The following is a 20,062-nucleotide window of genomic DNA, read 5'->3' as shown; positions in this document are numbered from 1 at the left end:
CCGTGGCAACGCGGCGGTAAGATAACCATGCAACTAGAAAAAATAAGCGAAAACAAAGTCGCAGGCGGTTGGCACCAACGTTGGCAGCATGACTCAAGCACCACCAACGGCAAAATGACCTTTGCGATCTTTCTACCAGAGAAAGCGAAAGAACAACCTGTGCCGGTGCTTTATTGGCTCTCGGGCCTGACCTGCACCGACGAAAACTTTATGCAAAAGGCCGGCGCGTTTAAACAAGCCGCCACCTTGGGCATGGCGATTGTGGCACCGGACACCAGCCCGCGCGGTGAGGGCGTGGCGGACGCCAACCAATACGATCTCGGCCAAGGGGCGGGGTTTTATGTGAATGCCACCCAAGCGCCGTGGCAGTCGCACTACCAGATGTATGACTACGTTGCTTACGAACTGCCGGAGCTGATTGAATCGCACTTTGCGGTCAACAACCAGCGCGCGATTGCTGGACACAGCATGGGCGGCCACGGCGCGTTAGTGATTGGTTTGCGTAACCCCTCACGCTACAGCAGCATTTCCGCGTTCAGCCCGATTTGTCATCCCACCGAGTGCCCGTGGGGCAAACAGGCCTTTAGCGCCTATTTAGGCGATGACGAACAAACATGGCAAGCCTACGATGCCACCGTATTACTCGCCCAAGGCCCCACCGCCATGCCGATGCTGGTGGACCAAGGCGATAAAGACGGCTTTTTGGCCGAGCAACTAAACCCGCAAGCCCTGAAACAAGCGGCCGAGAAACACAACTCCCCGCTGACCTTGCGCATGCAACCCGGCTACGACCACAGCTACTTTTTCATCAGTACCTTTATTGATGAACACCTCGCCTTCCACGCCACCCGCTTTGCGCGGTAGGTACAAACCACGTCGAGACCCAAGCGGCCACCCAGGCCGCTTTTTTTGTACCCATTTCACAAAACATGGTTTGGCTAACACTTTGGACAATAGCGCACGAAAAGCAAAACAGCGCTTGATACACTACTCGCAAAATAGCCAATAAATGGCGTGTTAGGTGCCGAAAACTGATCGGCGGTAGCGTGGTGAATGCATGGTTACAGTTTAACGCTTGGGGATAGTGTGAACACCCGAGTAGGAATAGACGGGATGCACACTTTTGCGGAAAAGAGATATGCATGAGATGCAATAAATTATATTTATAACAGTCAGTTATTAAGTTAAGAGTGCGTATAACGATTTTGGGTAAACGCGCATGCGCACTAATACAATGTTAAGCGCATCCCTCTATGGCCCAAGCGGCCTTCCCTTTCGTGTCGATCGTGTCGACCAATCGATAATTTTAGGGTGTGGTGTTCACCTTTGGGGTGAAGATTGCGCTAGGTTTTGCTATCCTTAGGGTGCCTTGTTTTGAAAGTCGAGTTCCGCAAGAAAAAGTTAGAGAAGTGTTTTAACGATCAAAAACAGGCGGTTAAAGAATTCGGTGATCAGGTCGCTCGGAAATACATTCAACGTATCCAGATCATTCAAGCGACGGAGACCCTGGATGACCTTATAGCCTTGCCCGGTCTTAGGTGCCATGCCCTAAAAGGGAAACGCCAGGGACAATATGCGGTCAAGCTGACGGGCTTCTATAGGCTGATCTTTACTGTGGATGGCGACTATTTGAATGTTGTGATGATTGAAGAAGTGAGCAAACACTATGATGACTGAACAAGCACATATGTCAGATTTAGCTATCCCACCCGGTGAGTATCTGGAGGAAGTGCTCGAGGAAATGGGAGTCAGTCAGGCGGAGCTAGCTCGTCGGATGGGGCGCCCAGCTCAAGCTATCAACGAGATCTTGAAGGGTGATAAAGCAATTACTTCGGAAACTGCACTACAGCTTGAGCAGGTTGTGGGTGTGCCTGCCCATGTCTGGAGCAATTTGGAATCCAGCTATCGATTGGTGATTGCTAAAAAAGTTGACGAGAAGAAGGCTGAAGAGGAGATTGATGTAGTTTCTTCTTATCCCTACTTGGAACTGTCTAAGTTGGGTTTGGTCCAGAAAACCCAAAGCAAAATAGATAGAGTGAAGGAGCTAAGAAAATTTTTCGGCGTTTCTTCTCTGTTTAATATAGGAGAAGTAAAGGAATACGCACCTGCATTTAGACAAGTTGAAAAAGATAGTACTTCTCATGAAGCCTTGGCGGCATGGTTGAGAGCGGGTCATATTATTGCGTCTGGGAAAGAGGTAAATGAGCTTGATCTTGCAAAATTAAATAGATGCTTGACTGATATTAAAGCTCTTACCTTTGAGGCAGATCCCAACGTCATGCTTGATAAGCTTAGCAGTTTGTTAGCTAGTTGCGGTGTAGCTTTGGTTTTGATACCACACTTTCCAAAAACATATACAACGGGCGCCACTTTTTGGATAGAAAAAAATAAAGCAGTAATAATGATGTCACTTAGAGGCAGCTGGTCTGATATTTTTTGGTTTAGTTTGATGCACGAAATAGGACATATATTGTTTCACGATAAAAGGGCCACATTTCTAGAAAACGGCCGAAGCGACAGACAATATATGAAGCAAGAGGAAGAGGCTGATCTTTTTGCGCAAGAGACACTAATTCCTAAAAAAGAATATGAAAATTTCGTCTCGGCATGCGATTTTAGAAGATCTTCTATTGAAAAGTTTGCCAATAAAGTTGGAATCTTCCCCGGGATTGTCACTGGTCGTTTGCAGTTTGACGGTTTGCTCCCCCACACAGCGCATCATCACAGAATTAGGTTTAAGTGGAAGAAAGCTTAACAAGTGCGTCAGTCGGACCGATTTTTCACGCTGCGCGCAACAAACCGGCCGCTGCGCATGGCGTGTTATATGCACACAGGGCATTTATGAATAAGGCATTTTTCATCGTAGGTTTAGCTATATTATCAAAAGGACTTTTTGACTTCCAAGATGCGTTCTTCGGTAAGACTACATTCGAAGATGTCATTTCGAAAGACCCGTATTTCGAAGCAGGTTATTACTGCTTTGGGTTTGTATTTGGCTCAATATCTGCGTATTTCGGCAGCCCCAACGTAAAAGTTTTTTCTTCGTTTGTTGGTGGCGTCTGTTTGATTATTAGCGCATTTATAATAATCGATACAGTGAGTGAAACTAAATGGCAAGCAGAAGAGTGTGCAATGTTGCCGACACTTGATGAAGTAAACGACTGCTTAAAGGAGCATGGATTTGTAAAGTAGTCAGCATATAACAAACAAGAATAAGTGTCGCGCGGCCGACACTGTATTTGGGTGGTGAACAAGTCCGTTGCTTGATTTAGTAAATAGCTCGAATGCGCATAGGTATGCTCTGCGTCGGGCACCTTTCTCGTTCCCACGCAAGAGCGAGGGAAAGGAAAAAACGCTATGTTAAACAAACCGTCAACTATGACCTGGTACAGGGAACTCGGTTTATGGACCAATTTAGGGCTCTTCAACAACTTGGTGCAGGAGACTTTCAACATCTCAATGGGTCATTGGAATCGCATTTAAAAGGAACGGCGAGCCTTTTAGCCAGTTGGGGTAGAGGCGAGTTGCTTCAAACGGCAGGCCTTTTTCATGCAGCGTATGGTACGGCGGGTTTCGATGAGAAAATGGTTTCACTGGAACAGCGCCAAGAAATCGCACAGGTGATTGGTCGGGAAGAAGAAGCGTTAGTCTATTTATATTGTTCATGTGATCGAGACTATTTTTTTCCTCAATTCGCTCAAAGGGCTGAGATAGAGTTTAAAGGTAGGTTTCGCGGATCATGTTTCAAACTCGAAAGCGAGACGACGAGACTGTTCTGTGAGTTAACGGTCGCTAACGAACTAGAGCTCGTATACAGCAGCAATGATTTTAAGCTTCAGCACGGCGCTGAGCTTTGGGCGTTGTTTCAGAGCATGGATCGCTTTTTAAGCGATGAGGCTAGAAAGGCCTATAAGTCAGCTTTGGCGAGCTTTGGATGACGATTATTTTCTCATTCCCACGCAGGGGCCTGGGAACGAGTTAAAGAGTACCTAGCGACCGGGCTGGGAACCCTTTCATAAACGCGGATGTTCATGCGTTTCCCTTGTGGGCCATGCGGCTAATTAGGTCGCGCTCAGCCGCATGCCTACTAGTCAAGCTGCTTGTTGAAGCGCAGTGTCGCCAGCACCAGGAATACCCCGAAGAAGGCTAGCAGCGGCCAGATTTCGGAATGCAGTTGGGACAAGTCGGCGCCACGAAGCAGAATTCCGCGCGACAGTCGTATGTAATGGGTCAGTGGAATCACTTCGCCGATCCACTGCGCCAGCCTCGGCATACCGTCGAACGGGAACATGAAGCCCGACAGCAATATGGATGGCAGGAAGGTGAAGATCGTCAGCTGGGTCGCCTGGAATTGGGTCTTCGCGAGGGTGGAGACGAAAAGACCGAGCGCCAGCGTGGCCAGGATGAAAATGACCGAAGCTAGGTAGAGATCGATGACGCGCCCGCGTACGGGAACGTCGAAGAGGTACTGGCTGACCCAGAGGATCAGCGTGACCTGGATGAGCCCGATCAGTACGTAGGGAACGATCTTTCCGAGCATCAATTCTGCAGACTTCACCGGCGTGGTGATCAGCAACTCGAGGTTGCCGCGTTCGCGCTCCCGCACGATGGCGATGGCGGTGAAGAGCACCATGGTCAGGTGAAGGATCACACCGATCAGCGCTGGCACGATATTGACCGGTGAGCGGCCCTCGGGGTTGTAGTAGGTACGCGACTCGAATAGGTTGGGCGGTTGTCGCTGCCCCGGCAGGGGCATGCTGCCCAACCTTCGGACGATGCCCTCTACGGTCGGGTCCGAGCCATTGATCAAAAGCTGTCCGGCCGGGCGATTGCCATCGATCAGTCGTCGCTCGAAATCGTGCGGAATATAGATCCCGACATCGATCTCGCCGGCATCCAGCAGCGCTTCGAGTTCCTCCGGGCCGGCGGCCGATTGCGTGATTTTCACGATCTGGCTGGCCTCGGTGGCGGCAATGACTTGTCTCGACAGACTTGTGTTGGCGTGATCAGACACGGCGGCGTTGACGTTGCGCACGTCGAGGTCGATGGCAAAGCCGAACAACAGGATCTGCAGCAACGGCACGCCGATGATCATGCCGAAGGTCAGGCGGTCGCGCCTGAGCTGGCGCACTTCCTTGCTGGCGATGGCGAAAAGTCTACTCAGCATCGGCCTTGCCCCGCTTGTGGCCATTCAAGCGCGTGGAGGCGACGAAGACGTCCTCCAGGTTGGCGACGACGTTCTCGACGTCTCCGGCGATCTCCGCATTGGCGAGCGCATCCCGGATCAGCCCGGCCGGATCGACGATTCGTATGTCGGTCAGCGCGTGCAGCCGCGTCCCGAGCTGGGCGACACTTTGGACACCGTCGGTGCCTTCCAGGCACTCGCGGACGCGCTGGGGGGTATCGGTCTCGATTTCGACGACACCGGCGGCGATGTCGCGGATCAGGTCGCGCGGCCGGCCTTGGGCGACGAGACGGCCCTGATCCAGGATGGCGAGATTGTGGCAGCGCTCGGCCTCGTCCATATAGTGCGTGGACACCAGTACGGTCGTGCCTTGGTCGACCAGGTCGAACAGGATGTCCCAGAAATCGCGACGGCTTTGCGGATCCACCGCTGAGGTCGGTTCGTCGAGGATCAGCAGGCGCGGTCGATGTAGTGTCGCGCCGGCCAGCGCCAGACGCTGCTTCTGCCCGCCGCTCATGGTGCCGGCGAACTGCTTGCGTCGGTCGCTCAGCCAATACCGTTCTAGCGCACTGTCAATGCGTTGCTTTAGATCGCGGCGCGGCAGGTTGTAGATGGCGGCCAGGAAGCGTAGGTTCTCTTCCACGGTCAGGTCTTCGTAGAGCGAAAACGTCTGCGTCATGTAGCCGATGTGCAGCTTCACCTCCTCGGCCTGCCCGGGGACACGAAACCCGAGCACTTCGACCTCCCCCGATGTGGGCGTCAATAACCCGCAAAGCATGCGAATAATGGTCGACTTGCCCGACCCGTTGGGCCCGAGGAAGCCATAGATCGCTGCCTCGGGGATCTGCAGGTTGACGTCGTCGACCGCTGTCAGCGCTCCGAAGCGCTTGGTCAGCCCCTTGGCGTCGATGGCGATAACATCATTCATCGCCGACTCCGCTCGGTTTAGCGGGCGCGACGGCGCGCACCGGAATGCCGCTAGGAAGCTCTGCTGCGTTCTCCAAGTCGATTTCGGCCAGATAGCTCAGGCGGCCGGCATCGTGTTCGGTCAAGGCGTAGTAAGGCGTATAGGCCGCATCCGTGGCCAGATAGCGGACTTTCCCGGTCCGCTCACCGTGGCCGTCGATTCGCACCCGCACCGTCTCGCCTGGGCTGAACCGGCCATGCAGTTCGGCGGGGACATAAACACGTGCGTAGGGCGGCTGGTCGATCGCGCGAAGCAGAGCCAGGGATTCACCCACGCGCGGCGTCTCCCCCAGTTCGAAAGGCAGGGCCTCCACGCGCGCCTTGCGCGGCGCGGTTACGGAGAGTCGTTCGAGGTTGAGATGCTGGCGTTGTACCGCGGCTTCGGCCTCGCGCACCGCGGCGCGGGCCTGATCGAGTTCCTCTATCGTGGTGCCTTCGACCAGGGTCGCCAGCGCGGCTCGTGTGGCATCGTATTCTCCCTGGGCCTGGTCGCGGGCGTTTGTCGCGCTGTCGAGCTGGCTCCCGCTGGCCAGGTTTTGCTCCGCTAGGCGCTGGACACGCTGCAATTCCTGTCGGGCCGTGGCCAGGCCGGACTCGGCGGCGGTGAGGCGCGCCCGAGCCTCTTCAATGGTTTCCTGTCGCGGGCCGCGCAGCAGTTCGTCGAGCCGGCGGCGGCTTCGGTCAGCAGCGGCCTCCAGTTGCGCTAGTTCGGCTCGGGCCCGATGCGGATCGAGTTCGACCAGAACCGTCCCGGCGTTCACCTGCTGGCCTTCGCGCACGTGAATCTTTACCACGGGCTCGGCCATCTCCGCGGCGAGGGCGATGCGGTCGCGCTCGAGCGTGCCGACCACAGGGTAGGCAGGATCGCCATTGCAGCCGGTCAACACCAGCAGCATCAGCATGGCCTGAGCACAAGTCTTGGATACCAAAGTCATGTGCTTGCTCCCTTGTAGAAGAGATTAAGGGTGTGTTCGGCCAGCACTTCGATCCGCTCCGGCGCCAGGCTGTAGTCGAGCACTTGTCCCGCTATCGGTTGGCCGACAAAAGGAAAGACGGCCATACTCAACAGCGATAGCGTGGCCAGGTCGGGATCGAGATCGGCCCTGAGCTTTCCCAGCTTCTGGGCTCGCTTGACTAAGTCGCGCACGCCGCTACCGCCGCGGCTGGCGAACCCCTTCAGAAATGTCTCGCGCATCTGACCGCCGGGCGAGAGCACGTCGCGCACGATCAGCGATGGCACGGCCGGATTCTCGGCAAGCAGCCGCATATAGCCTTGAATGAAGCGCGGCAGTAAGTCCTCATCCACGGGCGGATCTGAGCGTGCGGCTTCGAGCTGGGCGAGGATGGGCCCGAGCGCGTGCTGCAGCACCGCTTCGTAGAGATCCTGTTTGTTGCCGAAGTAGTAGTGGATCATCGCCGGCGTCGCACCTGCTTCCTTCGCGATGACGGTTACCGAGACGCCGCGAAAACCGTGCGTGGAAAACTCGCGCAGCGCTACTTCAAGCAACCGCTCGCGGATGTTCGAGTCGCCGCAGGGGCGGCCCGGTGTCCGCTCGCCCTGCCTGGTTCCTGGTGTTTTTCTGTTCATAGAATTAATTAATAAATCGTTTAATTAATTATGTCAAGAAGAAATGGCCGGGCGGATTGGGTGCAGGCCGGCCTTGCAGAAGGCCGGCGAAAACGATCAGTCCTTCAGGCGCTTGCGTCCGGTCAGGCCCGCACAAGGTTTTCGCGGTGCAGCCGGTCGGCCGACCAAAGCGGACCGGCGTTTTTTCTCGTTCCCACGCATGAGCGTGTGCACGAGTTACACCAACCCCAGCCATTGAACCAAACCGAACCACGTTCGTAATGGAGATCGTTATTTTTAACCGAAGCAGTATCTAACGGGGCAGTCGTGAACCAAATCAATCCAGCCAAGTTACGCAATAGCAAGTGGACGGCGGTCAAACCCATTAATCGCGAGAAGCACTTTTTGGTCTCTGACGTTGAGTATGATGAAGACGGTGTGGTGGTGTTATGCGTGCTCGAGTCAGTGATGTCGAAAAAAGAATATCCGATAGACTGGCGTGAGCTCAAAAGTGACAAGAAGTGGCGTCAAGGGTGGAAGTGATATTAAAGGGAGGAGGCTATCCTCCCTTTTTTTGATCTGTTCTGAACATCGCGCGTGGCGTTTGTTATTTCAGGTGGAAGATTTGCTCTGTTTCTAGCGCTGTCATCGCGCGTATCTGACGCCATATGTAGTAAAAGATGCCGAACATCATCAACATGCTAGGGATAGCAATCATCGGGTAGCTGTACAGCGTCATCTTGCCTAACTCTTCATTAAACGCGGGCGTGCCGGCAGGGCTGGTGACAATCCACGTGGCAAGGAAGTAGTTCATCGCCGATGAGAACACAAAGGTGCTGGCGAACAGATAGTTTGACCACATCAAACACCGCTCAAAGGCGGCGGATTGCCCGCTCTCTTTTAAACGTTGATTGATCAACGAGAGGTTGAGCACGGTGTCATTCAGTATTAACTTCTGCATCAGTGGGTAGCGGGTAAAGGTTGACCCTAACACCGCCAAGCCAATAATGCCGGGGATCAACGCCTCTTTTAAGGCTAACCAACGGGTATCGAGCTCGAGTAGGCCAATCCCGCCTGTCAGTAACACGCTGACAAAGCCCAGCGCTGCGATAAAATTGAATTTCTGGTTACGGACCAGATCCATCCCGCCGTAAGCGAGAGGAAAGGCCAAAGCGACGACCAGTGCCGTGGCTGTACCTAGGTATTCATCGCCGCTCAACTTCATCAAGATGATCGAGGGGATGAAAACGTTGAACAGGATTTCAAACAAGGGACTCGGCTTTTTCGCGGTGGTATTGCTCATAATGTGTGACTAACTCTAGGTGATATCGGTTGCCATTATACTCTGCCAAGCAGTGTTCATCGACCCGCGATCGATGTAAAGCGCAAAAGCGCACCGTTGTGTAACTATGTGTGAAACCCAAGGAAGCAATGCCAGTGAGCGGTTAAAGGTAACCCCCTCTTCAGGGCCACTGGGCAATGCTTCTTGGCGAGAGCCCTGCCTTTATTCTCACATCCCCATCTACTTACCTAACACTGGCGTTTTTCAACGCATACCAATCAATTTGTTTTGGCAAAGGCGTGTCGTGGTGGTCACGTGTCAGCGCTAAAAAGGTCGCATCAATAGCGCTAAAGTAACGGCTGGTCATCGTCCACTGGCCGCCGACGATAAAGAACTCCAATGAGCTGGTATCGGCGAGGACTTGTAGCGGTAACTCTTCTAACTGCTCAGGCAAGTGAATACAGCGGCGGGTATCGCCTTCTGTGGTGAGGCTTGCGCTTCTATCCAGTGTTAGCGTGCGGCTATCGCCGTCCATGATGAGCGCACAACCGGTTGGCTCGCCGGCTGAGGCAGGCGTGATCATGCCGCTGCGGCTGTGAAAATATAACGTGTAGTGGCCGCTGGCTGGAATGGGCAGCGTGGTGTTGAGTTCAAACTGCTTGGTGCCTAAATCCACCGTCGTTGAGTGGCATTCGGTGTTAATCAGCAAAAGTTGCTGAGGGCCTCTTAAGCTTTGTAGCGCGGTGGAAGGGCGCTGATAAAGTTGCCCATTTTCCCAGTGTAACTCGCGAGGACAGGTTAACTGATGCAACCAGCCCGCACTTTGACTAGGTTGTTCAACTTCGTCTGGTAGGCCCATCCAAGCGATGAGCATGCGCTTGTTGTCCGGGGTCTGCGCCGTCTGCGGGGCGTAAAAATCAAACCCATGATCCAGCACTTGCCAGTTATCAAGCGTAATGCCGTCCGCTTCTAGCGTGGCTTTGGCGTAACCGTTGTGGTGTGGCACGTGATGATCGGGCGTCGGTGATGGGCTGCCTTGTGGGCAGAGAATACAGAGCCATTGATCGCTTAATTGGAACAAATCCGGGCACTCCCACATATAACCAAGCTCGCCTAAGCTATCGCCGCTTAGTCCGTCATAGTGCCACGTAAGGCCATCGACTGAGGAGTATTGCGCCAGGCGACCTATTTGGTCTTCACGTTGCGCACCCAGCAGCATCCGATAGTATTGGCCGTCATGGATGACTTTGGGGTCGCGAATATGCTCGGTGATGCCAGCCGGTGGGGCATCAATCACTGGGCCGAGCTTTTCAAAGTGAATGCCATCGGTTGAGCGTGCCACACACTGGGTGGTTTGGCGCAAACGCTCGGGGCCAATACGGGTGTTGCCAGTGTAATAAAGCCAGAGGGCGTCATCCATCACCATGGCGTGGCCTGAAAATACGCCATGGCTGTCATACCAATCACTGGGGGTAAGGCCGAGCGGTGCGGTGTGCCATTGCACCCCATCAGGGCTGATGAGATGTACCCAGAATTTATCTTTGTGCTCGCAGGCAAACGGGTACCACTGATAAAAAAGGTGATAGTGCCCTTGAAAGTAGATAAAGCCATTGGGGTCATTGAGCAGCCCTTGAGGGGGACTGATATGCCAAGTTGGACGATGGAAGTCTGTCTTGCTGATTGAAGAGTAGCGAGGCGCGGCTTGTTCACGCAGGTTTTGGTCGATAAGGCGTCCCAGTGCAGCGAGCACACTTTCATCGATTGGCTGATCAAGCGTGATTTGGCGCAGCGACACGTCAACCGCATGGATGGGTAAGGCGTCTTGATTGAAACGCTCAAGCGCGCTTAGCTCAATGATCACCTTCTCTTGATGACGCAATACGCGGCGTACATTGTCGGTGCCACCACATGTGTCTACCAAACCTGTTAGGGTTATTTCCATCTATCCGTACCAGTTTTATTTTCGGGAACGTTCCAAAAATAGCGAATAAGACGGTGTTGGCGCAAGTAAAATTTCTCTGTATTGGCTTAACGATCGCGATGTTAAGGGCAGGTAGCGCGGCTAATATAGTTAAAGCCCATCACCAATTTGGATACATGGCTTTGTCCGGTTTCCAGCAACTCGAGCAGCATTTTGGCACCACTTTCTCCTGCTGCATCAAAGGCATAGTTAAACGTAGATAAGCTTGGCGATACCACTTGGGCAAGCTCATCATCGCCCACTCCCATTAGCTTCACGGCTTGTCCTGGCGTAATCCCTTGTGCTTGCAAGGCTTGGATAGCGCCAATTGCAATTCGGTCGGTGGCACAAAATACGCCGTCAAGATCAGGATATTGCGCTAGCATAGCGGTCATGGCGACATAGCCCGATTGAATCGAGAACTGGCCTTGATAATGGAACAAGGGAGCCGTTTGACTAAGTGTGGTCAAGGCGCTCTCAAGGCCTTGATAACGCTGCTGATCAACCGCAATATCTTCCGCTTGTACCCCCAGAAAGCCCACCTGTTGGCACCCGGCTTTAATAAGCTGCTCGCCGGCACAAAAGCCCACCCGGTAATCATCATGGATCACGCTGGGGATGTTATAGGGTGAGCCGTCTTGACCAATCACCACCACCGGCGCACTCGAGCGCTTAATCGCTTGCACCACGGTAGGGTTGAGCGTAGAAGCAAACAGCAAAATCCCCTCGACCCGTTTTTGATTGAACAAATCAAGGTAATGACAAATACGGGCGTCATCTTGCCGAGTATTGGCCAGAAGCACTTGTTTCCCTTTTTGATCAAACACATGGCTAAGACCATCGACACTAGCTGACATCGCATGTGAGGAAACACGCGGCACAATCACGCCAATGAGATTGGTTTTACTGGATTTTAAATCCTTAGCGATTTGGTTGACCACATAGCCGCATTGCTCAATGGCGCGATTCACCTTCTCAATCGTCGCGGGTTTTACGCCATACTCTTGGTTAATTACACGCGACACAGTGGATTTGGAAACACCCGCTAAACGGGCGACATCATTCAAGCTAGCCATGGGTTCTCCTTTGCTGAGAGTGCCATGATCGTTCCATTTACGGATCCTTTGCAAACATAGCACCGTAAATCCCCCTTATTTAGTGATTTAAGTCACGTTTAAGGTGAGAGTTGCGCGGTGGTTTACTGATCGATCTCACAGCGATTAGCCCTCATACTTGATGCTTTACAGGATTCAGCACATCATTTTCGGGATCGTTCCCGAAAATGTGGAGCGTGTGACGCCACACGAAAATAAAAGTGACGGTGGCAAAGACGGTGAGAGCGTGCAGGGGAAGTAGCCATGAACTACCAAGCAATAGCACAACAACTACTCGATAAACTGGGTGGTAAAGAAAACATCGCAGCGGCGGCACACTGTGCCACGCGGCTAAGACTCGCACTCCATGATGACAGTCTCGCGGATTTAAGCGCGATTGAATCGATTGAAGGGGTGAAAGGCCAGTTTCAAGTCGGTGGCCAGTTACAGATCATTTTTGGCTCGGGCATTGTGAATAGTGTTTATGCTGAGTTCAGCAAACTGACCGGCCAATCCGATATGTCGTCGAAAGACGTGGCGGCGGCTGGAGCGGAAAAGCAAAATTGGCTACAACGCGCGGTGAAAGGGCTATCAGATATTTTTGTTCCCATTATTCCAGCCATTGTCGCCGGTGGTCTGCTGATGGGGATTTTCAATATCCTCACTGCACCAGGCTTGATTGTTGATGGCAAGTCCTTGATTGAAGCCTACCCACAAATGGGCGACTTGGCCAATATGATCAACACCTTCGCCAATGCGCCATTTGTGTTCTTACCGGTACTGCTGGCGTTTTCAGCCAGTAAAAAATTTGGCGCTAACCCCTTTTTGGGCGCGGCACTCGGGATGTTAATGGTGCACCCTGATCTGCTTAACGGCTGGGGCTTTGGCGGTGCCGCGGTGTCTGGTGATATTCCGGTGTGGGAAATCTTTGGTTTTGAGATCGAAAAAGTCGGTTATCAAGGCTCGGTACTGCCTGTGCTGGTTGCCACCTATATTTTGGCGCAAGTCGAGCAAGCGCTACGTCGTATTATTCCCTCGGTGCTGGATAACTTGCTGACCCCGTTGCTGGCCATTTTTATCACCGGCCTGATCACCTTTATCCTGGTGGGCCCATTTACCCGTGATCTCGGCTTTTTGCTCGGCGATGGTCTTAACTGGGTGTATGAATCGGCTGGGATGCTTGGCGGTGCGTTGTTCGGGTTTGTGTATGCGCCGTTTGTGATCACCGGGATGCACCACAGCTTTATCGCGATTGAAACCCAACTGTTGGCAGACATTGCGGTCACCGGCGGTACCTTTATCTTCCCAATTGCCGCGATGTCGAATGTGGCACAAGGCGCTGCTTGTTTGGCGTTTGGGCTGAAAACCGCGGATGTGAAAGCGAAAGGGATTGCGATGCCGGCGGGTGTCACGGCTCTGCTTGGCATCACTGAACCGGCGATGTTTGGTATTAACCTAAAATATCGTTATCCGTTTATCGGGGCACTGGTAGGCGCAGCCTGTGCGGGCGCGTTTGTCACCTTCTTTAAAGTGAAAGCGCAAGCGTTGGGTGCCGCGGGGCTGCCAGGGATCATTTCTATCCGTCCTGACGGCGTGGTGCCTTATATCATTGGTATGGCGATTGCCTTTGTTGTGGCGTTTTCTGTGACCTATGTACTGGGTGCGCGTAAAAAATACGCACAAGCTGCAGCGGCCTAATCGAGCGTGAAACGAGGAGCAAGTGTGATGAACAAGGTATGGGTCACCGGTGATGCGGTGGTGGATTTGATCCCAGATGGTGAACACCACTACCTAAAATGTCCGGGTGGTGCACCCGCCAATGTGGCGGTGGCGATTAGCCGACTGGGTGGCGAAACCGGCTTTATTGGTCGAGTGGGCGGCGATCCGCTGGGGCGCTTTATGCAAAATACCTTGGCGGGTGAAAGCGTGGATACGCGATTTATGCATCGCGATGAAACGCAACGTACCTCAACCGTATTGGTCGAGCTGGATGAGCATGGCGAGCGCAGCTTCACCTTTATGGTCAAACCCAGTGCCGATCAGTTTGTGCAGCCCGATGACTTCCCTGTGTTTGAAAAGGGGCAGTGGTTACATGCTTGCTCCATCGCTCTGGCAAACGAGCCATCGCGCTCTGCCACGCTTGGTGCCATGCAAGCGTGTCGTGACAAGGGCGGGTTTGTCAGTTTTGATCCCAATTTGCGTGAGGATCTGTGGCAAAGCGAGGCGCAAATGCTAGAAGCCGTCTGGCAAGCCTTGCCGCTGGCGGATGTAGTTAAAGTGTCTGATGATGAGCTTGCCCTAGTGACTAAGCCCTTCATTACCGAGGCGCATTCAGTGAAAGCAAGGTTAGCAGCGTTAGTGGAGCACGCACCCAATGTGTCGTTATGGGTGGTGACACAAGGCAGTGAAGGCGCGCGAGTCGCGTTCCATCAGACGGTTTGGCAGGTGGCGACAACACCAGCAAACGTGGTGGACACCACGGGGGCAGGAGATGCGTTTATGGGCGGATTGTTGGCTGCCCTTGCCAAGTTGCCCGACTGGCAAACGCCCGAGGCGGTGACGGAAGCAGTCCGTCAAGGCAACCGCTGTGGCGCACTGGCCACCACCGCCAAAGGCGCAATGACTGCGTTGCCCACGGCGTTGCAGTTGGCTGGACAATGATATGTTCATTTACCAGCCATCGTCATGAAGACGACGAAGCACGTTCGGGGGCGGTCAGTGGAATCGTCACAATGAAGCGGCTGCCCTGTTGCGGTTTGCTTTTTACCTGAATGCGGCCGCCGAGCACACTCGTGATGAGGTTGAAGGTAATATGTAAGCCAAGGCCAGATCCACCCTGACCGAAATGGGTGGTATAAAAGGGATCAAAAATGTGTTTTTGCACGTCTGGTTTCATGCCCACGCCGTTATCTTGGACGGTAATATGTACCATATCGTGTGAATCTTGAGTCGCATGGATTTGAATATGACCTTGATCTTGCGTGGTAAATGCATGCACTAACGCATTGTTAATTAGGTTGATCAGAGTTTGGGTGAGGGCGCCTGGATAGCTGTTGAGTAGAATGCCCTCTGGAATACCGACCTCGAGCTGGTGCGGTGAGTGCTGAAGTGTCGGACGCATAGAGAGAAGCACTTCGTTGATAAGATGGAGGAGGTCAAACTCGCGCTGGTGGTCGTTGGTTTGATCCACGGCCAGTTGTTTAAATGCCCGGATTAATTCGGAGGCACGTGACATGTTACGTTCAACAATCCGTGTCCCATCTTCAACATGTGTGAGAAATTGGTCTAAATCGTCTCGTGTGATCGGCTTTTCGAGTTGTTGAACAAAGTCTTGTTTCCTCGACAAGATGGAGGTTGAAGACATCAGTGCGTTGCCGATCGGAGTATTCAGCTCGTGCGCGATGCCGGCGACCAGGGAGCCGAGTGAGGACAGTTTTTCATTCTGAACCAATTCATCTTGGAGTGTTTCTAACTGCAACAGCAGTGCCTTTAGTTTATCACCATAATCGTTGACGGCATGGCGTAATTCCCCGACTTCATTCAGGTTTCCCACCTCGAGTGCTTGGGTGGTTTCGCCATCAATCAACTCTCGGATCTGATGGGTGGTTTGTCGAATTTTATCCAGTAAATTGCGGGCCGTGATCGTCGCGATGACGCCGACAATCAGCAGTAAGCCGCCAATCGCTATCATTAAAAACAACCCCATGTTGTCAGCAGCGGCGGTCATTTTGCTTTTAGGAACGGCGAGGCCAATCACCCAATCGGCTTCCGGGTAGCGAATCAAATGGACATACGCGGCTTCGTTGAATATGCCGTCATTTTCTACCGTGATTAGCTGGCTGGTGCTGAGTGTTTGGGTTGCCTTTAACGCCGATTGCAGCCAAGGTAATTGCACTTGCAGTTCGTCTCGCGTCCATAGCGTGCTCCTGTAGGGTTGAAAGGTGACGGCTGATTGGGGAAAACTGATCGCTTTGTTGTCGCCGTCGAAGGCAAACACATAGCCGCCGTTTTCTTTGCCATATTGGGACAAAATATCTGAGATGCCGGCAAGCCTCATATCGACGGTGGCGACACCCACAAAGCGCGTATCATCTTTCATCGGTACGGTGCAGGTGATCATCGGCTCTTTGGTAAAAGGGTCAATATAGGCGTTGGACCAACTGCAATGATCGGCAGGGGCCGTTTTTCCGGCTACGTACCAACTTTCATTGTGGTAGCCTTTCCCGTCTGGATGATTGTAATCGTCGTAGTACTCCATGGTCGCGCCTGCTCGGCCCCAGAAAAAACTGCGCCGCGCCACCCCTTGTGTAAATGTGCCGGGCTCGGGCCATATACCCCCGCCGGCAATCGCCGGATCGCCATGATTATTGAGGATCTCGGGAAAGGTGGTGCGGAACAGAGCTTCATCTTTGGGGAGGCTAGTGCCTGCTAACGCCATGGTGCTGGTTAATAGTTCAATTTGGCCGAGTTTGGCGTCGAGTAAATCGAGCAGGGCGTGTTGGTTGATGCTGATCCGCTCTTGTCGCTGCTCAATAAGCTCGGGTTTTACCTTCCATTCCACCACCGCAAAAATCGTCAGTAATGCCATAATCAGAACTAACGCAAATCCAAGGTTGATCTGATGGCGGATCATGAGAGCGGGTTTGGCCATTGTCGATACTTCCTCTCTTCTCAGCCGACGCAAGTGCCAATACAAGCATCTGTAGCCAGTCCTACCAAATCATTTGGAGGACGGTCGAATCGTTCCTTCTAGTGTAGTTGGCGACTTAGACTTTGTAATGATGGCGTTGTGATGGCAAACACACTGAGCGAGATCTGTACTTTTATCAACGTATAAAAACCCCCTTAGCGATCCATCGCTAAGGGGGAGGCAGGGTTTTCGGGATTGCGAAATAAAGCGTGTGGGCTTTATTTAATATTGACGACCATCTTGCCGAAGTTGCGGCCTTCAAGTACATCAATCAGTGCTTGGGGCGCTTGCTCAAAGCCATCGACCGCGTGTTCACGGTAATGGATTTGGCCTTCACCGACCCATTTGGCCATGTCGTGAGCGAACTCAGGATAACGGTGCGCGTAGTCGTCAAAGATAATGAAACCTTTTACGGTGAGGCGCTTGACCAAGATGGTACCCATTAGCTGCGAAAGGCGATCTGGGCCTTCTGGCAGGGCGGTGTTGTTGTACTGTGACACCAAGCCACACACGGGAATACGTGCCCCTGTATTAAGCAGTGGCATCACCGCATCAAACACCTTGCCGCCGACGTTTTCAAAGTAGACATCAATGCCTTGCGGGCAGGCGTCGGCAAGCTGCTCGGCAAAGTTATCGGCTTTGTGATCAATACACGCGTCAACACTGAGGTGTTCACGAGCGTATTGGCATTTGTCTTCACCACCGGCAATCGCCACCACGCGGCAGCCTTTCAGCTTACCGATTTGTGCCACAGTCGCACCAACGGGGCCGGTTGCGGCGGCGACGACAAGGGTATCGCCTTCTTTGGGCTGGCCGATATCTAATAAGCCCATGTAGGCCGTGAAGCCGGGCATGCCCAAGATCCCCAGCGCGTATGAGACAGGGGCTAAATCTGGGTTGAGTTTAAGCAGGGTATCGCCGTCGACCACGGAATGGGTTTCCCAGCCTTTATAAGCCAGTACCCAATCGCCGGCCTGGTAATCGGCGTGGTTAGATTCCAGCACTTTACCCACGGTGGCGCCGACCATTAGGCCATCAATGGCTACGGGTTCAGCGTATGATTTGGCATCACTCATTCGGCCGCGCATGTAAGGGTCAATCGATAGGTGATGATTTTCAATCAGTACATCTTGGTTGCCCAGAGCGGGAATGGCGGCTTCTTCTAAGCGAAAGTTCTCGGCAGTGGGCGCGCCAACCGGGCGCGATGCGAGAACAAAACGTTGATTGGTTAATGCTGACATTAGTTCCTCCCTTGATGTTGGGAAAAGAGGCGGCTGATTCAGCGCGCCTCAAAATAGCAATGAAATAAACCGGCGATTACAGCGCGGCTTGAAGCACGCGACGGCAAACGTCCGGCGTCACATCGCCATGTTCACCGAGTTGGGTCATGCCGTGTTGAGTCAGGCTTTCAATCAAGGGCTCAATCGCGGTTGCATCCAGATCGTAATCGCTCATGCGCGTTTTCACGTTCATGCGCTCGAAAAAGTCGCGCGTTTTCTCAATCGCTTGCTGTGCTTTTTCGGCTTCGCTGCCTTGGTCAATATGCCAAACGCGTTCAGCAAATTGTGCGAGCTTGGCCTGTTTTTGCTCAAACTTCTCATTGAGCATTGCAGGCAGTACTACGGCAAGGGTTTGAGCGTGGTCTAAGCCATGCAGGGCTGTCAGTTCGTGGCCGAGCATATGGGTTGACCAGTCTTGCGGTACACCCACGCCAATCAAGCCGTTAAGCGCCAAGGTGGCGGTCCACATCAGGCTCGCACGCACATTGTAATCTTCTGGTATTTCCAGCGCTTGTGGGCCCAGCTCAACCAAGGTTTGTAGCAGGCCTTCAGCAAAGCGGTCTTGTACCGGTGCATTGGCTGGATAGGTGAGGTATTGCTCAACCACGTGAACAAACGCATCCACCGCACCGTTACCCACTTGGCGAATCGGTAGGGTGTAGGTTTTCACCGGATCCAACACTGAGAACTGCGGGAAGACCAACTCGCTCATAAACGGCAGTTTCGCTTGCATCGATTCACGGGTCACCACCGAGCCTTTGTTCATCTCAGAGCCGGTAGCAGGCAAGGTGAGCACGGCGCCAAATGGCAGCGCTGCTTCTACTTTGCCACCCATGCTGGTGAGAATGTCCCATGCGTCGCCGTCATATTTCGCCGCCGCAGCCACGAATTTGGTGCCATCGATCACTGAGCCACCGCCCACGGCGAGGAGGTAGTCATAACCTTCAGCGCTTACTTTCTCGACCGCCTCCATCAAGGTCTCATAGCGCGGGTTGGGTTCAATGCCACCAAATAGGCCAAATTGACGTTGCCCTAGCGCTTGCTCGACTTCATCCAAGGTGCCGGTTTTGCGTGCACTTTGGCCGCCGAAAAGAATCAACACTTTTGCATCGGCCGGGATGAGCCGATCCAGCTCGGCAATCTTACCTTCGCCAAAAACGATACGTGTGGGATTGTAGAACTCAAAGTTGTTCATTGCTCATCCTTCCTTTTATTGTGCTTGATGGTATCAAGCGTTTATTTAAATTAGACCGGTCGTCTAGCTGGTGCCGGTTAAAAACCCGCCAAAGCGGGTTTTAAGTAGATGGTGGCTGTCGCTAACAATGAGGCCGTCGCGAGTGCCACGCATCGGGTATTAACTTGTTGTTGAAGCGATGCTTGGTACAGCAAAGCGCCGTTAATCGATCAGCCCGAGCTTTTCTTCGGTGATGGTCATCGCTTGCGCGAGATGACTGTCGTTACGATGCAGCTTGGTTAGTAAGCTGGCACCCAGCCACAACTGATACAAGGTCGTAGCGGTGGTCAGTGCGGTTTTATCGTCAAAGACATCACGCGCTTGTGCCAGTGTATCAGCCAAGCGGCCAATTAATTGGTCGGTGCCATCGCGCAGCGCCAACCGCATTGGCTCGGATAAATCGGCCACTTCTGCACTCAGCTTCACTACTAAGCAAGTTTGCACCGGATCTAGGCTGCAGTATTGCGCTTGCCAACGGCTAAAGTAGTTGTGGACCCGCACAATGGGTGAGACTGCCTTATCGGTCAGCAGGCGATTTACATCGGCAATGTAGCAAGCAAAATAGTGATCCAACACTGCTTGGCCGAATTGCTCTTTCGACGCGAAATAATGGTAGAAGGAGCCCTTGGGCACGCCAGCTTGTTTTAGTATTGCACTAAGGCCGACGCCACTAAAGCCAAATTGCGCCATCACGCTCACGCCCGTTTCCAACAAATGTTGGTGGGTCGCATTGTGGCTGCTGTTTTCTTGGGTGCTGCTCGATTTCATGTGGGCAGCATAATTAAAATTAGACCGGTCGTCTAG

At 53.1% G+C, this 20,062-nt stretch carries 19 protein-coding genes; 8 read left to right on the top strand and 11 right to left on the bottom strand.

From position 1 onward, the window contains the following. Positions 1-27 precede the first annotated feature (27 nt). The 5 genes from fghA to FCN78_RS14120 all read left to right on the top strand — a co-directional run bounded on the left by fghA (position 28) and on the right by FCN78_RS14120 (position 3,938). Entirely contained in the window at positions 28-864 is an 837-nt protein-coding gene (fghA, locus tag FCN78_RS14140) for an S-formylglutathione hydrolase (protein ID WP_077658989.1), read from the top strand. Positions 865-1,374: 510 nt separating this feature from the next. Then, positions 1,375-1,677 carry a type II toxin-antitoxin system RelE/ParE family toxin gene (locus tag FCN78_RS14135; RefSeq protein ID WP_077658990.1) on the top strand — a complete coding sequence of 101 codons (303 nt, stop codon included), beginning with the start codon at positions 1,375-1,377 and terminating at the stop codon, positions 1,675-1,677. After that, entirely contained in the window at positions 1,667-2,755 is a 1,089-nt protein-coding gene (locus tag FCN78_RS14130; protein ID WP_077599384.1) for a HigA family addiction module antitoxin, read from the top strand. Before FCN78_RS14135 ends, FCN78_RS14130 begins: the two co-directional genes overlap by 11 nt. After that, on the top strand, positions 2,740-3,192 hold the full coding sequence (locus tag FCN78_RS14125) for a hypothetical protein (protein WP_131825429.1): 453 nt from the start codon (positions 2,740-2,742) through the stop codon (positions 3,190-3,192). Before FCN78_RS14130 ends, FCN78_RS14125 begins: the two co-directional genes overlap by 16 nt. A gap of 212 nt (positions 3,193-3,404) precedes the next feature. Next, a complete protein-coding gene (locus FCN78_RS14120) occupies positions 3,405-3,938 on the top strand; it encodes a DUF6817 domain-containing protein (RefSeq protein WP_077659022.1) in 534 nt (177 codons plus the stop codon). A gap of 149 nt (positions 3,939-4,087) precedes the next feature. Here the strand turns inward: FCN78_RS14120 and FCN78_RS14115 are convergent, their stop codons facing one another. From FCN78_RS14115 to FCN78_RS14100, 4 genes are read right to left on the bottom strand one after another with little or no spacing between them, the layout of a single operon-like run. Then, positions 4,088-5,167: an ABC transporter permease gene (locus FCN78_RS14115; RefSeq protein ID WP_077578393.1), complete on the bottom strand. Its 1,080-nt coding sequence runs from the start codon at positions 5,165-5,167 to the stop codon at positions 4,088-4,090. Then, the gene (locus FCN78_RS14110) at positions 5,157-6,113 is read right to left on the bottom strand and encodes an ABC transporter ATP-binding protein (protein ID WP_201258645.1); all 957 of its coding nucleotides are present in this window, start codon (positions 6,111-6,113) and stop codon (positions 5,157-5,159) included. The genes FCN78_RS14115 and FCN78_RS14110 overlap by 11 nt, the downstream gene beginning before the upstream one ends. Continuing rightward, positions 6,106-7,086, bottom strand: a complete 981-nt coding sequence (locus FCN78_RS14105; protein WP_077599386.1) for an HlyD family secretion protein — start codon at positions 7,084-7,086, stop codon at positions 6,106-6,108. The genes FCN78_RS14110 and FCN78_RS14105 overlap by 8 nt, the downstream gene beginning before the upstream one ends. Then, the gene (locus FCN78_RS14100) at positions 7,083-7,739 is read right to left on the bottom strand and encodes a TetR/AcrR family transcriptional regulator (protein ID WP_077658991.1); all 657 of its coding nucleotides are present in this window, start codon (positions 7,737-7,739) and stop codon (positions 7,083-7,085) included. The genes FCN78_RS14105 and FCN78_RS14100 overlap by 4 nt, the downstream gene beginning before the upstream one ends. 306 nt (positions 7,740-8,045) lie before the next feature. Between FCN78_RS14100 and FCN78_RS14095 the strand changes: the two genes are divergently transcribed. Next, positions 8,046-8,261 carry a TIGR02450 family Trp-rich protein gene (locus FCN78_RS14095; protein ID WP_077658992.1) on the top strand — a complete coding sequence of 72 codons (216 nt, stop codon included), beginning with the start codon at positions 8,046-8,048 and terminating at the stop codon, positions 8,259-8,261. A 64-nt stretch (positions 8,262-8,325) separates the two neighbouring features. Here the strand turns inward: FCN78_RS14095 and FCN78_RS14090 are convergent, their stop codons facing one another. From FCN78_RS14090 to FCN78_RS14080, 3 genes are all read right to left on the bottom strand, one after another. Further along, positions 8,326-9,021: a VC0807 family protein gene (locus tag FCN78_RS14090; RefSeq protein ID WP_077658993.1), complete on the bottom strand. Its 696-nt coding sequence runs from the start codon at positions 9,019-9,021 to the stop codon at positions 8,326-8,328. 223 nt (positions 9,022-9,244) lie between these two features. Continuing rightward, positions 9,245-10,942, bottom strand: a complete 1,698-nt coding sequence (locus tag FCN78_RS14085; protein WP_201258646.1) for a glycoside hydrolase family 32 protein — start codon at positions 10,940-10,942, stop codon at positions 9,245-9,247. A gap of 101 nt (positions 10,943-11,043) precedes the next feature. After that, positions 11,044-12,036 carry a LacI family DNA-binding transcriptional regulator gene (locus FCN78_RS14080; RefSeq protein WP_077658994.1) on the bottom strand — a complete coding sequence of 331 codons (993 nt, stop codon included), beginning with the start codon at positions 12,034-12,036 and terminating at the stop codon, positions 11,044-11,046. 282 nt (positions 12,037-12,318) lie between these two features. On the opposite strand from FCN78_RS14080, the gene FCN78_RS14075 reads away from it, so the two are divergent. Together FCN78_RS14075 and FCN78_RS14070 are read left to right on the top strand one after the other, a co-directional pair. Then, entirely contained in the window at positions 12,319-13,752 is a 1,434-nt protein-coding gene (locus tag FCN78_RS14075; RefSeq protein ID WP_077658995.1) for a sucrose-specific PTS transporter subunit IIBC, read from the top strand. A 27-nt stretch (positions 13,753-13,779) separates the two neighbouring features. After that, the gene (locus FCN78_RS14070) at positions 13,780-14,715 is read left to right on the top strand and encodes an aminoimidazole riboside kinase (protein WP_077650121.1); all 936 of its coding nucleotides are present in this window, start codon (positions 13,780-13,782) and stop codon (positions 14,713-14,715) included. Between the two features lie 22 nt (positions 14,716-14,737). On the opposite strand, the gene FCN78_RS14065 is transcribed toward FCN78_RS14070, so the two are convergent. The 4 genes from FCN78_RS14065 to FCN78_RS14050 form a co-directional block, all read right to left on the bottom strand. Then, on the bottom strand, positions 14,738-16,705 hold the full coding sequence (locus FCN78_RS14065) for a sensor histidine kinase (RefSeq protein WP_077658996.1): 1,968 nt from the start codon (positions 16,703-16,705) through the stop codon (positions 14,738-14,740). Positions 16,706-16,962: 257 nt separating this feature from the next. Beyond that, the gene (locus FCN78_RS14060) at positions 16,963-17,985 is read right to left on the bottom strand and encodes an NADP-dependent oxidoreductase (protein WP_077457189.1); all 1,023 of its coding nucleotides are present in this window, start codon (positions 17,983-17,985) and stop codon (positions 16,963-16,965) included. 76 nt (positions 17,986-18,061) lie between these two features. After that, positions 18,062-19,219: an iron-containing alcohol dehydrogenase gene (locus tag FCN78_RS14055; protein ID WP_077658997.1), complete on the bottom strand. Its 1,158-nt coding sequence runs from the start codon at positions 19,217-19,219 to the stop codon at positions 18,062-18,064. A gap of 201 nt (positions 19,220-19,420) precedes the next feature. Next, positions 19,421-20,026 carry a TetR/AcrR family transcriptional regulator gene (locus tag FCN78_RS14050; protein WP_077486742.1) on the bottom strand — a complete coding sequence of 202 codons (606 nt, stop codon included), beginning with the start codon at positions 20,024-20,026 and terminating at the stop codon, positions 19,421-19,423. Between the last annotated feature and the right edge of the window lie 36 nt (positions 20,027-20,062).

Origin of the sequence: Salinivibrio kushneri, assembly GCF_005280275.1 — a bacterium.
Taxonomy (GTDB): Bacteria; Pseudomonadota; Gammaproteobacteria; order Enterobacterales; family Vibrionaceae; genus Salinivibrio; species Salinivibrio kushneri.
The sequence above is the reverse complement of the archived record's forward strand: the minus strand, read 5'-3'. Positions and strand labels throughout refer to the sequence as shown.